This window comes from Paraburkholderia diazotrophica, assembly GCF_900108945.1.
In the GTDB taxonomy this organism is placed as follows: Bacteria; Pseudomonadota; Gammaproteobacteria; order Burkholderiales; family Burkholderiaceae; genus Paraburkholderia; species Paraburkholderia diazotrophica.
The window spans coordinates 47,399-61,018 of the sequence record NZ_FNYE01000027.1; the positions used below are offsets into that span (position 1 = coordinate 47,399).

The 13,620-nt window shown below is 64.1% G+C and carries 11 protein-coding genes and 1 pseudogene; 5 read left to right on the plus strand and 7 right to left on the minus strand.

Annotation, left to right across the window (positions count from 1 at the left end):
- Nucleotides 1-108: 108 nt before the first annotated feature.
- Both BMW76_RS27470 and BMW76_RS27475 read right to left on the minus strand, forming a co-directional pair.
- Nucleotides 109-1,260, minus strand: a complete 1,152-nt coding sequence (locus tag BMW76_RS27470; protein ID WP_090870986.1) for a CaiB/BaiF CoA transferase family protein — start codon at nt 1,258-1,260, stop codon at nt 109-111.
- 8 nt (nt 1,261-1,268) lie between these two features.
- Nucleotides 1,269-2,228, minus strand: coding sequence for a hydroxymethylglutaryl-CoA lyase (locus tag BMW76_RS27475; protein WP_090870988.1), 960 nt, complete (start codon nt 2,226-2,228; stop codon nt 1,269-1,271).
- A 136-nt stretch (nt 2,229-2,364) separates the two neighbouring features.
- Between BMW76_RS27475 and BMW76_RS27480 the strand changes: the two genes are divergently transcribed.
- Complete coding sequence (locus tag BMW76_RS27480) at nt 2,365-3,282, plus strand: LysR family transcriptional regulator (protein WP_090870990.1); 918 nt, start codon at nt 2,365-2,367, stop codon at nt 3,280-3,282.
- 17 nt (nt 3,283-3,299) lie between these two features.
- Here BMW76_RS27480 and mdtD read toward each other — a convergent pair whose 3' ends face one another.
- Nucleotides 3,300-4,694, minus strand: a complete 1,395-nt coding sequence (gene mdtD, locus BMW76_RS27485; protein WP_090871078.1) for a multidrug transporter subunit MdtD — start codon at nt 4,692-4,694, stop codon at nt 3,300-3,302.
- Nucleotides 4,695-4,953: 259 nt separating this feature from the next.
- On the opposite strand from mdtD, the gene BMW76_RS27490 reads away from it, so the two are divergent.
- Nucleotides 4,954-5,814: a LysR family transcriptional regulator gene (locus tag BMW76_RS27490; protein WP_090870991.1), complete on the plus strand. Its 861-nt coding sequence runs from the start codon at nt 4,954-4,956 to the stop codon at nt 5,812-5,814.
- 99 nt (nt 5,815-5,913) lie between these two features.
- Here the strand turns inward: BMW76_RS27490 and BMW76_RS27495 are convergent, their stop codons facing one another.
- Nucleotides 5,914-6,603, minus strand: coding sequence for an HAD family hydrolase (locus BMW76_RS27495; RefSeq protein WP_090870993.1), 690 nt, complete (start codon nt 6,601-6,603; stop codon nt 5,914-5,916).
- A 536-nt stretch (nt 6,604-7,139) separates the two neighbouring features.
- Between BMW76_RS27495 and BMW76_RS27500 the strand changes: the two genes are divergently transcribed.
- From BMW76_RS27500 to BMW76_RS27510, 3 genes and pseudogenes are all read left to right on the plus strand, one after another.
- Complete coding sequence (locus BMW76_RS27500) at nt 7,140-7,952, plus strand: DinB family protein (protein WP_090871079.1); 813 nt, start codon at nt 7,140-7,142, stop codon at nt 7,950-7,952.
- Entirely contained in the window at nt 7,949-8,704 is a 756-nt protein-coding gene (locus BMW76_RS27505) for an alpha/beta fold hydrolase (RefSeq protein WP_090870995.1), read from the plus strand. Before BMW76_RS27500 ends, BMW76_RS27505 begins: the two co-directional genes overlap by 4 nt.
- Before the next feature lie 171 nt (nt 8,705-8,875).
- Nucleotides 8,876-9,340: pseudogene (locus BMW76_RS27510) on the plus strand (GNAT family N-acetyltransferase).
- A gap of 108 nt (nt 9,341-9,448) precedes the next feature.
- On the opposite strand, the gene BMW76_RS27515 reads toward BMW76_RS27510, so the two are convergent.
- From BMW76_RS27515 to BMW76_RS27525, 3 genes are all read right to left on the minus strand, one after another.
- Entirely contained in the window at nt 9,449-10,609 is a 1,161-nt protein-coding gene (locus BMW76_RS27515) for a branched-chain amino acid ABC transporter substrate-binding protein (RefSeq protein WP_090870997.1), read from the minus strand.
- Between the two features lie 111 nt (nt 10,610-10,720).
- Nucleotides 10,721-11,953, minus strand: a complete 1,233-nt coding sequence (locus BMW76_RS27520; protein WP_090870999.1) for an NAD(P)/FAD-dependent oxidoreductase — start codon at nt 11,951-11,953, stop codon at nt 10,721-10,723.
- Nucleotides 11,953-13,401, minus strand: coding sequence for an amino acid permease (locus BMW76_RS27525; RefSeq protein WP_090871001.1), 1,449 nt, complete (start codon nt 13,399-13,401; stop codon nt 11,953-11,955). Before BMW76_RS27525 ends, BMW76_RS27520 begins: the two co-directional genes overlap by 1 nt.
- Nucleotides 13,402-13,620 lie beyond the last annotated feature (219 nt).

Sequence of the window (13,620 nt, forward strand, 5' to 3'; positions counted from 1 at the left end):
TTGTCTGTCTCCTGAAATGCGCCATCAGTTGTCGGATCGGTTTGGATGCCTGATGGTCGATGTTTCGTTCATGTCGGTTGGGCTGCGTTCCCTCGCTTGTCGGCGCGATCACGCAGCGGCGCGCCCCGTCAGCCGCGAAAGAATCTCCTGTGTGTGCTCGCCGACTTTCGCCAGCGCCTGACGCACGCCAGGACGCCGGCCGCCCATCGTCAGCGGCAACAAGACCACTTCTGTCGTGCCGCCGTCATCGGTTTGCATCGGCACGAGTCCGCCGCTTTGCTTCAGGTGCGGATCATCGAACAGTTGATCGGGGCGCACGATGTGCGCGTACGGAATGCCCGCAGCTTCGAGCTTTGCCGCGAGTTCATCGGCGCGATGGTGCTTGAGGATCTCACCGAGACGCGCGAGCAGTTCGGGACGCACGGCCACGCGCATCGCGTTGTCCGCGAATTGCGGTTCGTTTGCCAGATCGGGGCATCCGATCACATCGCACAGCGTGAGGAACTGCCTGTCGCTGACGGCGCCGATGAACAGTTGCTCGCCGTTCGCGAGCGTGAACACGTCGTACACGCTCCATGCGGAGACGCGCGACGGCATCGGCGGCGGCGCTTCATGCGTCATCGCGTACTGCTGCATATGCTGGCCGGCGAGGAACACGCAGTTCTCGAACAACGCGCTCTGCACTTCCTGTCCGCGCCCGGTGAAATCGCGTTCGCGCAGCGCAGCGAGCACGCCGATCGCACCGAACATTCCGCCCATGATGTCGTTGACCGACGTGCCCGCGCGCAACGGACGCCCCGCCGGCCCCGTCATATACGACAGGCCGCCCATCATCTGCACGACTTCATCGAGCGCGAGACGCTTTTCATAAGGGCCGGGCAAAAAGCCCTTGTGCGAGACGTAGATCAGGCGCGGAAACTTCTTCGACAGCGTGTCGTAGTCGAGGCCCAGCTTCTGCATCAACCCAGGCCGGAAGTTTTCGAGCATCACGTCGCACTGGCCGATCAGCTCTTCGGCGGCTGCGTGACCGTCGGGCGTGTTGATGTCGAGCACGACGCTCTTCTTGTTGCGGTTGAACGTGCGAAAGAAGCCGATGCCGAGGCCCGGCAGCTTGCGTGTCTTGTCGCCGCCGGGCGGTTCGATCTTGATGACTTCGGCGCCGAGATCCGCGAGGATCATCCCGCACGTCGGCCCCATGACCATGTGAGTGAATTCGATGACGCGCACGCCTTCGAGAGGCAGCCGGTTGGATGTGCTCATGTTGAACCTCAGGCGGTAACGATGGGATTCGCGGCACGCTTCGCACCGCCGTTGAATGTCTTCGGCAGGCCCGCAAGCCATAGCGTGCCGTGCAGCGTTTCGTTCGAGAGCCACTGCGCGACCTTCGCGCGCAGCGTCAGCAGCCGTTCGATATCGACGCCCGTTTCGATGCCCATGTCCGCGAGCATGAACGCGAGGTCCTCACTCGATGCGTTGCCGCTTGCGCCCGGCGCATGCGGACAGCCGCCGATGCCGGCGAGCGTCGCATCAAAGCGCGCGACGCCCGTTTCGAGCGCCGCATACACGTTCGCGAGCGCGAGGCCGCGCGTGTCGTGGAAGTGGCCGCACCACAAGCGTTCGCCGACGATGCGCCGCGCTTTCTCGAACAGGTCGCGCACGGCGGCGGGATTCGCGTAGCCGACGGTATCCGCGATGCTCACGCGGTCCGCGCCCGCATCGAGCAGCGCCTGCATGCAGCGCAGCACGTCGGCCTGATCGACGGCGCCTTGAATCGTGCAGCCGAACCCAGTGCCGATGCCGCCTTCGATCAGCGTCTTCGAGCCCGCTGCGTCGCGCGCGGCACGGATGCGCGCGACTTCGGCGACCACTTCGTCGGGCGTCTTGCGCAGATTTGCAAGACTATGCTCGCGACTCGCGGACAACGGCACGAGCATCAGGTCCGCTCGCGTGTCGATCGCGCGCTCGGCGCCTCTCAGGTTCGGCACGAGCACCGAGACGAACAGACCGGGCAGCGTCTTCGCATACGCGACGAGTTCCGCCGTGTCCGCGAGTTGCGGTAACAGGCGCGCGGGCACGAACGAACCGACTTCGATTTCGCGCTGACCGGCCGCATACGCACCGGCGATCCATTCGATCTTCTTTTCCGTGGGAAGCACGGTCTGAATGCTTTGCAGCCCGTCGCGCAAGCCGACTTCGCGGATCACGACGCGGGAGGGGAATGAGGGCATCGAGTGTGTCTCCGATTGGCATGCCGGTCTTTGCGAATGCCGGCGTTGTGCTAACTTTAGACATTCCATCCGATACATAAAGCGCTATTTTGGAAGCGTCAGATTTCCGAAATGGAAACGCTAAGGGAGACAGCGCGTGCGCGACATCGACCTGAAAACATTGCGGCTCGTCGTGGCCGTCTGCGAACACAAGAACATGGCGCGCGCCGCGCACGACGAACATATCGAGCCGTCCGCCGTCAGCAAGCGGATCGCGCAGCTCGAAAGCGATCTGGGCGTGCCGCTCTTCACGCGCTCGCGACGCGGCGTGCTGCCGACGCCCGCCGGCATGGCGCTGCTCGAGCACGCGCGCAACGTGCTGTTCACGATGGACCGGATCGCGAGCGATATCGCTGCATTCGGCAGCGGCCTGCGCGGCAGTGTGAGCGTGTGCGCGTCGGCATCGGCGATTGCGGAGAGCTTGCTCGACGACGTCGCATCGTTCATGAGCATGCCCGCGCACGAGAACATCCGCGTGCATGTCGAGGAGTGGCTGTCGCACGATCTCGTGCGGCGGCTGCGCGAAGGCGCGGCGTCCGTCGGCGTGTGCTGGGACAACGTGGATCTCGAAGGGCTCGAACATCGGCCGTATCGCGAGGACCGGCTCGCGCTCGCCGTGCATCCGGACCATCCGCTCGCGAAGCGCTCGACACTGCGCTTCGCGGAGACGCTCGGCTACGAGCACGTGGGCCTGCCGCCATCGACGGCCGTGCACATGATGATGCAGCGCGCCGCCGCGCGAGCGGGCGGCACGGTGTCGTACCGGGCGGTCGTGTCGAACTTCGATGCGGCGTTTCGCGTGGTCGCCGCGAAGCTCGGCATCAGCGTGATTCCGCAAGTAGTGGGCGATACGTATGCGCGCATTCTCGATGTGCGCGTGATTCCGTTGACGGACGAATGGGCGAAGCGGAAGTTCGTCGTGTGCTTTCGCGATTTCGAATCGCTACAGCCGGCGGCGCAGCGGATGGTCGATCATCTCGTCGAGCGGGCGCGGCATACGCACGACGCCCATTGATGTCGAGCGGCGCACGATCAGCGCGCCGTGCGCGCCGGCGCGGCGACGGCGGGCTGTGCGGGCGGCACGTCGAGTCGACGGAACACGAGCGCCGCCAGCAGCGTGATCATGCCGACGCACACGAAGCTGAGCATGAAGCCCATCGACTCCGAGCCCCATTGCGCGGAAAACACGTTGACGAGCCCGCCGCCGATTGACACGCCAAGGCCGATCGCCAGCATCTGCACCATCGAGAAGAGGCTGTTGCCGCTGCCCGCGTCCGCGTGCGACAAACCTTTGAGCGTCACGCTGTTCATCGCGGCGAACTGCATCGAGTTCGCCGCGCCGAACACGGTAAGCAGCACGATTTCCAGCAACGGCGCCGAGTGCTTCGACACGAGCGCGAACGCGACGATCGTCGAGCCGACGATCACCGTATTGACGGCGAGAAACGCCGGGTAGCCGAAGCGCTTGATCAGCGGCGCGATCCGGCGCTTGGAGACGGTGCCCGCAATCGCGGCGGGCAGCAGCATCAGGCCCGAACGCAACGGCGAGTAGCCGAGCTGCACCTGCATCAACAGCGGCAGCATGAACGGCACCGCGCTCGATCCGATCCGGCACAGCAGATTGCCGACGAGACCGACGCTGAAGTTCGGCTCGCTGAACAGCGCGAGCCTGAAGAGCGGCCGCTTGAACGAGCGGGCGTGCGGAATGTATGCGAGCGCCGCAACGACGCCGGCCGCCGCGAGACCTGCCGACCATTCGATGCGATGGCTGCTCATCGGCGGATCGATTGCGAGCGAAAGCAGGATCATCGCGAGCGAGAGCAGTCCGCAGCCGATGAAATCGAATGGCGGCGGCTGCGTTGCGTGATCGTGCGGCAGATAGCGTTGCACAGCGAAGAGCCCGATCGCACCGACGGGAACGTTGACGAGAAAAATCCAGTGCCACGAAATGGACTGCGTGAGCCAGCCGCCCAGCGTCGGCCCGACGATCGGCCCGACCTGTCCCGCGACGGACACGAAGGCCAGCGCCGACACGTACTGCTCGCCGGGCACGCGGCGCAATACGGCAAGCCGTCCGATGGGCAGCAGCATCGAGCCGCCGATGCCTTGCAGCACGCGCGCAATGACGAGTTGATCGAGGGTATGCGCGCCGGCGCAGCACAGCGAGCCGAGCACGAAGACGAGGATCGCGGCGAAATAGACGCGGCGCGTGCCGAAGCGATCCGCGAACCAGCCGGATGCGGGCGTGAGTAGCGCCATGGTCAGCGTGTACGCGACGACGACGGGCTGCATCGCAAGCGGCGATGCGTGCAGGCTTTGCGCCATGGAAGGCAGCGCGGTGTTGACGATCGTCGTGTCCAGCGCCTGCATGAAGAATGCAGCGGCGACGATCCAGAGCAGCGCGGTGTGTGAGGAATCGCGGGTCATGATGAAGTTCGGAGAGGCGCGACCTGCTCGGACACCTGCGTTCAGCACGTACGTGTTTCGGCGTCGCGGCGGTTGCGCCTCGGAAACAGGCGTTTCGGGCGTTGCGGGCGTTTCGCCGAATCGGGCCCGCTGTGTTTCCTGGTGGCCGATTCTGGTGGCCGATTCGTCCACATCAGCCATCATGGTATCGATTTCAATGGCAATCGGGAAGTCGCCTGATGGCATTGACTGTCATCGTAAAAGCCGATGACAATGCGCCATGCTCAATCCTCTCTGGCTCAAGACGTTCGCGACCGTCACGAACTGCCGCAGCTTCACGGAAGCGGGCAAGCGGCTCGGTCTGAATCAGTCGAGCGTAAGCGAACATATCCGGCGCCTCGAAGAAAACGTCGGCAGGCGCCTCTTCATACGCGATACCCATTCGCTTGCGATGACAGCCGATGGCGAAGCGCTGCTCGTGCATGCGAACGTGATCCTGCAAGCCATCAACCGCGCGGAGTCGCAGTTTCGCAAGCCGCGGCTGAAGGGGCGCGTGCGTCTCGGCACATCCGACGATATCGCGCTCGGCGCACTGCCCAACGTGCTCGCCGCGTTTCGCCATGCGCATCCCGATGTGGAACTGGAACTCACGATCGGCATGACGAGCCGCCTGTACGAACTGCTCGATGCGGGGTCGATCGATCTGCTCGTCGGCAAGCGGCGCCTCGGCGAGCGGCGCGGCACGCAGTTGCTGCGCTCACGCCTCGAATGGATCGCGCGGCCCGGCACGGTGGTCGATGTCGGGCAGCCGTTGCCGCTGGTGCTGGTCGCGGAGCCGAGCGTGACGCGCGCCGTCGTGCTGAACGCGCTCGCGGAAAAAGGCATCGGCTGGGAGGTGGTGTGCACGAGCAGCAGCCACGCCGGCTGCATTGCCGCCGCGCGCGGCGGCCTCGGACTGACGGCGAAGTCTCAGTATGTGTCGGCGCGCGGGCTCGCGGCGCCCATCAACAGCGCGAGTTTGCCCGCGCTGCCCCACGTCGAATTCATCGCGCTTGCCGCGAAGCGGCTCAGTCATCCCGCAGGTACGCTGCTCGAACTGTTGCAGGGCAGCGATCTGAGCGGCGGATGGATGAGCGAATGAACGTTCGCGCGGTTGACGTGCTGGACGTGTGCTTGAGGTGTGCCTTATGTGCTTGACGCTGCTTGACGCGCGTATCGCTCGCGTCTTGCTTCGTGTGCGCTACTTGCGTCTCTTCGCCGCCAATCCGTCGAAGTCGATCGACGTCAGTTCGCCGATCCGTTCGATCGTAATGTCGGGCTCGGGATACTTCGCGATCTCCGCTTCGTCGAGCGCATAGTGACCTTGCCTCGGAAAGATCGTGGTCAGCCGGTCGCCCCATTGCTCCTTCATCGCCGTGAGGATGCGCAGCTTGTCGTCGACCATCACATAGTGGCGTGCGGGAAAGTGCGCGATCACGTCGTCGAGCATCTGTTCCTTGTGGATATAGATCAGCACTCGCCCTTCGACTTCGTCCCACAGCCCCGCGCGCGACACCTTGCGCGGCTGGAACACGACATCGCCGTCCGAGAGAATCGCCGTCTGGCCGAACTGGCTCGCGTAGCGAAGCGCATCGAGCGCGCCAGGAAAAATGCGGTTCGCAAACGGATAGTCGATCAGGTAGCAGGACATCAGCAATAGCTGCGTGTCGTCCTGACGCTCATGTCGATAGCGCTGCAATGCGCCGAGATAGTCCGCGTATCCGAGTTCGCCGCGCAGGTCTTCGAAAATCCGCCAGTAGCGCGAGCTGTTCGCCTCTCCGAACTGGCGCATCATGTGCATCCGCAGATCCTGCAGGACGTGATCGTTGTCGAGCAGTGTGTTGTCGACATCGAACAGAAAGACAACGTCGTTGCTTGACGGTGTGTTCATGCACGTTACCTCGCATCGGTCGTCTGTATCGATTGAGCAGGCCGGGTGGCGCTGCTTGCGTCTTGGGCGTGCTTGCGCGCTTGCGTTCTTGCGCTGGCGCGCGAAAGCTCGATGCGAGCACAGCGCGCGAGTGCCGCCTGCCGCGCGTCGTGTTGCGCTGAGAGTTTCGAACAAGCGACGAAGTTCGCTGTCCCGGCTAACACGCGATCAGCCGAAAGACTAGCACTGTCGTCGAATAGGCGTCGGTGAGGGGCACTGGAAAGATTGGCGCGATTTGCTTTCATGCGCTGACGGGCACGGGCGGATTAGCTCTGGTGCGGCGCGTGTATCCGTTGTATTGACCGCACGGCGTGTAGACGGGGTGTAGCTGCGTAGCAGTTGGCCGGGGGGCTGCGGGCCGGACCGTTAGTTGCGCTTGTGCAAGCACCCAGGGAGTGGACTGCGAACGCGAATCGCCAAGTGGCATGACTTGACCTGATGCCACCTCATAACGTATCGTTTTGCGACGTTACTTACTTATGGCAGATCGGCTCCTCATGCATTCCCGCTTCGACCGCTTCAGAACGACTCCGCTCGGACAGCAGCTTGAAAGACTGCTCGTCGGGCGGGATCGCTACATCGAATTCGCCGCCCTGTCGCGCGCGGGCGTTGCGGCTATCGCCGCCGTCACGGACGAAATCGCGGAGAAATTCCCCGAGATCGAGCAGGACACGACGGCGCGTCAGTTCTGCGGCGCGATGATCGCGGAAGTCATGCGACAGCACGGCCACGAAGTCACGCAGGCGCGCGGACGTGTCGCCGGTGCGCTGTTCAGCTATGGCGCGGTGTTCAGCCCGCAGCCGATCCTGCTGCCATTCTCAGGCGTCATCGAAGCGCTCTCGCAGATGCCTGCCGCCTTCTCTGCTTTCGCCTCGCACATACCGAATGCTCGGTGGTCACAGCGGCCAAAGGGTACGGGCTTTGCGCCTGTCGAGCACGCCTGTCACTTGCGCGACCTCGACGCGATCTTTGCAGACCGGATCGCAGCCGTGCGGAACCGGCATTTGCCCGTCATCGATTCCGTCGACGGAACGGTACTCGCGGAAGAACGCGACTATCTGCATCAGGACATGACGGCAGCCGTCAATGCATTCGCGCAATCGCGCAAGCATCTGTGCACGATGCTGAAGAAGCTGAAGCCCGAGCAACTCGCGCGTTGCGGCCTGCGCGACGGCACGCGGCGCATGACACTGGAAGAGCTTGTGCGCGAACTTCTCGATCACGACCGCACGCACCGTCTGGAAATGGACGAACTCGAGGCGGAACTGAAGCAGACGCAGGATCGACGCAAAGGCCAGAAAAGAGCATGAGCACTCGCCCTCCCGTCGTTTTCATTCACGGCTTTTTCGGTCCGCTAAACGCGACGGAGTTCGCTGAGGATGACGCCGTTAAGCGTTCGTCACGCCGCGTGCTCGCACCCGACCTGCTGGGTTATGGCGAATACCAGCATGTCCCGTTCGATGCGATTACCCTCCGCGCGCAGGCCGAGCACATCAGCCGTTCAATAGAGCAGCAGTTTGGCGACGAAACAGTCGACGTCGTTGGGCATTCCGTCGGCGGCGCAATCTCGATGCTGCTTGCCCACGCGCATCCTGAGCGTGTGCGAAGGATCGTCAATATCGAAGGCAATTTCACGCTGGATGATGCGTTCTGGTCGGCGTCGGTCGGCCGCATGAGCGACGCCGATGCAACCGCTCTGCTCGAACGCTTGCGCGCCGATCCGCTCGAATGGCTGCGCGGCGCGGGAGTCGATGCGACACCCGACATGCGCGATGCAGCCGCGCACAGCCTCGCGCGTCAACCCGCGTCGACGCTGAGAGCGATGGGGCAATCCGTCGTCGCGACGACGGGCGACAAGCTATATCTTTCGATCGTGCGCAAGGTCTTCGGGACGCATCCCGTTCACCTGATCGCCGGCGAGCATTCACGCGACGGCTGGCATGCGCCGGACTGGGCGTCGATCGAATGCGCGAGCTTCCAAACCATCGAAGGGGCTGGACACATGATGATGCTGGAGCGACCGCACGCGTTTGCAGCCGCGCTCCGGTACTGTCTCGACTGATACGCGCCGCCCCAACGCGCCAATCTCATCAATGACACGAGCCATATCTGCATGCGGCGCACCGCGCGCACAGGATGCGCACGCCGATTCACGGGCCATGGCGCTGCGCATCCAGCGTGCTATCGTCGTACAAAGGAACATCGACTCGCCCGCTTGCCGCCCAACCCCTCGATGACAGCCGTCCAGCCCGCCCGCTTCCCCGATGACCTCGACGCCGTGCGCGCGATCTTCCGCGAGTACGCGGACAGCCTCGGCGTCGATCTGTCGTTTCAGTCATTCGATGCCGAACTGGCCTCGCTGCCCGGGAAATATGCGCCTCCGGCCGGCGCGATTCTGCTTGCATGGCGCGATGGCCGCGTGATCGGCTGCGTCGCGCTGCGGCCGTTCGAGTACGACATCTGCGAGATGAAGCGCCTCTATGTGCGTGAGGAAGGCCGCGGCCAGCAGCTAGGCAGGCGTCTTGCGTAAGCCGTCGTGCACGCGGCCAGAGAAGCGGGCTACAGGAAGATGCGGCTCGATACGCTGCCGACCATGCAGGCGGCTCAGCGGCTTTACGCGTCGCTCGGGTTCAGGCCTATCTCCGCGTATGTGTTCAATCCCGTCGAGGGCACACGTTTTCTCGAACTCGATTTGTGAAGCGGTCCATTGCGCTTCATGCATCAGCGGCAGTATCTGTGGCACGCAAAGCAGCGGCGGCGCGCGCAACACACGCCGCGCACGCCGCCGCCATCGCTCAGCCCACGATCAGACTCCGCCTCCCACGGTCCTGATGCTCTTCCACTGCCCCTGCTCGACCTGGAACAGCGTATAAGGCGGCTTGATCAGATCGCCGTAAGGATCGAACGTGATCTTGCCCGTCACGCCCGTCAGCGAAACCTTGGCGAGGCTGTCGACGATCTTCTGCCTGTCGAGTGAATTCGCGTCGTGGATCGCCTTCAGCATCGCGAGCGCGGCGTCGTACGCAAACGGCGCGTACAGTTCCACGTCCTGGTTGAAGCGCGCCTTGTAGCGCTTGCCGAAGTCCTGCGCGGCGGGCAGCTTGTCGAGCGCGGGACCGGGTTCGAGGTCCTGCGTGCGTTCGCCGGAAGCGCCGGCGATCTGCAGGAACGCGTTGCTCTTCAGCGCGCCCGCGCCGAACAGTTGCGCCGTCATGCCGAGCGAGCGCATCTGCTTGACCAGCATCGCGCCCTGTTCGTCCAGTCCGCCGAAAAAGATCAGATCGACATTCTTGCTCTTCAGCGAAGTCAAAATTGCGCGGAAGTCGACAGCCTTGTCGTTCGTGAATTCGCGATCGACGATATTGCCGTTCGCTTCCTTCGCGCCTTTTTCGAATGCATCGGCAAGACCCTGGCCGAACGCCGTGCGGTCGTCGATGATGCCGATCCGCTTCGCCTTCATCTGCTCGACGACGAAGTGCCCCGCCACCACGCCGCCCACGCCGTCATGTCCCATCGTGCGGAACACGTTCTTGAAGCCCTGCTTCGTCAGTTGCGGATTGGTCGAGCCCGGCGTGATCATCGCGACGTTGGCGTTGTGATACACCGCGGATGCGGGAATGCTGCAGCCCGAATTGTAATGGCCGATCACGCCAACCACGCCATCGTCGACGAGCTTTTGCGCGACCTGGATCGCGACGCGCGGATCGGCCTGATCGTCCTGCACGTCGAGCACGAACTTGACGGGCTTGCCGGCGACGGTCGGATGTTTCGCGTTCTCTTCGTCGATGGCGAGTTGCGCGCCATATTGCAGGTCCTTGCCGACCCGCGCGACAGGCCCCGTCAGCGGGCCGACAAAGCCGATCTTGACCACTTCCGGATCGGCGGCCGATGCAACTGAAGCGGCGAACGACGCATGCGCTGCAAGAGCGCACACCGCCAGCCTGATGATCCATGTACGTCGATTCATGATGCGCTCCTGTCGATAGAAAATGCCGCGCGTTTTGCCTGTCGACTGACCCGATGCGCGACGCGTCGAAGTCGTCCGGGTGTGTCCAGTGTGTGTCCGGTGTGTGTCCATTCAGAACCGGGTTGCCGCGTAGCGGGCCAGGTCGAGCGGCGGCGCGCGCCGCGCGACGAGATCCGCGACGATACGCCCGCTCACGCCCGCCAATGTCAGCCCGAGATGCTGATGACCGAATGCGTAGATCACGCGCTCGCTTGCGCTTGCGCAGCCGAGCACGGGCACGCCGTCGGGCAGCGTGGGCCTGAAGCCGAGCCACGCGCTGTCGGGCTGCTGCAATGCGGGCAACGCGCGCTTCGATGAAAACGTCAGCAGATCGAGCAGCGAACGGTTGCGCACATCGCTGAAGCCGCCCAGCTCGACCGTGCCGGCGACGCGAATGCCCTCGTCCATCGGCGTCATGTAGAAGCCTCGCTCGGCCCAGCCGACCGGCCGCGAAATCAGTTGCGACGCGCCGCGATAGCGCACGTGATAGCCGCGCTCGGTATCGAGAGGCACGCGGTCGCCGCATTGCGCCGCGAACTTCGCCGAGCGCGCGCCCGTCGCGACGACGACATGATCGAAGCGGCGCGGCGTGCCGTCGTCCGTCGTCAGCGTGACGCCGTCCGATGCGGGCGCCAGCGCGCTCACGCTCTTGCGTTCCAGTTCGAGGCCGCGCGCGGCGAGTACATCGTAGAGCGACAGCAGAAAGCGCTGCGGATCGGATAAATGCCAGCTGTCGCGAAACAGCACGCCGCGTTCGAAGATCGGCGCGAGCGAAGGCTCCAGCTCGCGCACCTCTTCGCCCGACAACACGTCGAACGAAACGCCTAGCCGCTCGCGCAGATTCAGCGAAGCGCGCGACGCATCGAACGACGCGCCGCTCGAATACAGATACAGGCATTCGCGCGGCCGCACGAACTTCGCCAGCTCGCACTCTTCGAGCAACGGCGCGTAGCCCGCCTGCGCCTGCGCAAGCAGCGCAGCGAGCGCGCTCGCGCTTGCTTCATAGCGGCGCTGCGTCGAGTTGATCATGAAGCGCACGAGCCACGGCAGCACGTGCGGCAGATAACTCCAGCGCAAGCGGAACGGGCTCTCGCTCGACAGCAGGAAGCGCGGCAGATCGCGGAACACCGACGGGTTGTTCACGGGTATGCAGCCATACGGCGCGAACGTGCCCGCGTTGCCGTACGACGCGCCCTGCGCGACGCCGGACGGATCGAACAGCGTCACGCGGTGCCCGTCGCGCATCAGCCAGCCGGCGCTCGCAAGCCCGATGAAACCCGCGCCGACAATGCCCACTTCCGCCATCAACGTTCTCCCTGCATCGCGCGTGCATCGGCTGCGAGATAACCCGTGCGCGTGCCTTCGTCCGCGGCGCGCCGTTTCGTGCCGAGCAGCCACGCCGCCGATGCAACCGCGAGACTCGCAATGCTCGCCATCAATTGCGGACGCAGTGACGCATCCGTGCCCATCGCGATCAGCACGCCGACGATCGCCGCCACGACCGCATACGAGAGCCACGGAAAGAGCCACACAGGCAGCTCGGGCTTCTCGCCCTTTTGCTCGAGACGCCGGCGGATGCGAATCTGCGCGAGCGCCGTCGCGAGATAGACGAACAGCATCACGGCACCCGATGCGTTCACGAGAAACAGGAACACGCCCTGCGGCGACACGATGGCCGCGACGATTGCCACATAGCCGACCACGCTGCTCAGCAACACGGCAAGACGGGGCACGCGCGACGGCGTGAGGCGCAACAGCGCGCGCGGCGCATCGCCGCGACCTGCGAGACGGAACAGAATCCGCGACGACACGTACAGCCCCGAGTTCAGCGCCGACAGCACGGCGACCAGCACGATTGCGTTCATGATGTCCGCCGAGCCCGGCACGCGCATCGTTTCGAGCGCGGCGACGAATGGCGAATGGCCCGTGACGATGCTGGTCCACGGCACGATGCACGCGATCAGGAACATCGAGCCGACATAGAACGTGATCACGCGCAGGATCACCGAGCGCGTCATCGCGGCAACGCTCTTCGCGGGATTATCGGATTCGGCAGCGGCGATAGTCGCGATTTCCGCGCCGCCGACGGCGAAGATCACGGTCGGCACGGCCGCGAACACCGACATCGCGCCGAACGGCAGAAAGCCCTGCGCTGCCGTCAGATTGCGCACCGCGCTGTGCGTATGGCCGAGACCGAAGACCCACGCGGCGCCGATCGCGATGAACACGATGATGGCCGCGACCTTGATCGACGCGAACCAGAACTCGAACTCGCCATACGACTTCACCGACATCAGGTTGACGAACGTCATCACCGACAGCAGCACGAGCCCGATCATCCACACGGGCGCGGGAATCCAGCGCTGCAGGATCGCCGCGCCCGCGACCGCTTCCACCGCGACGACGATCACCCAAAAGTACCAGTAGAGCCAGCCGCTCGTGAAGCCCGCCCAGTCGCCGAGCCCGATGCGCGCGTATTCGGTGAACGAGCCCACGCCCGGCACGGCCAGCGCCATTTCGCCGAGCATGCGCATCACGAACAGCACGACGATGCCCGCCACCAGATACGACAGACATGCTGCCGGCCCGACCGTGCTGAGCGTCGCGCTGCTGCCCACGAACAGCCCCGCGCCGATGATGCCGCCGAGCGAAATCATCGTGACGTGCCGCTGACGCAAGGCGACGCCGAGACGCGGCGCCGCGTTGTCCTGTGTGCCGCGCGATGCGCGCCCGTTTGTCCTGCTCTCTGCCATGCGTCATCTCCTTCCAGCCCGATTCAGCGATTCAAAACCACACAAAACCCGATCAACCTGGCTCAAAGAATCACACAACATTTTTTTGTGTGCAATTAAAAGCCTCATTGTGTGGTCCAGGACTTTCCCTGGCGCGGTTGGGCGCGTTCCTTGCCATGCCTGAAAACGAAGGCAAGAAGGTATATATCTGGTATAAAATCCGGCGAACTGGCACAAACG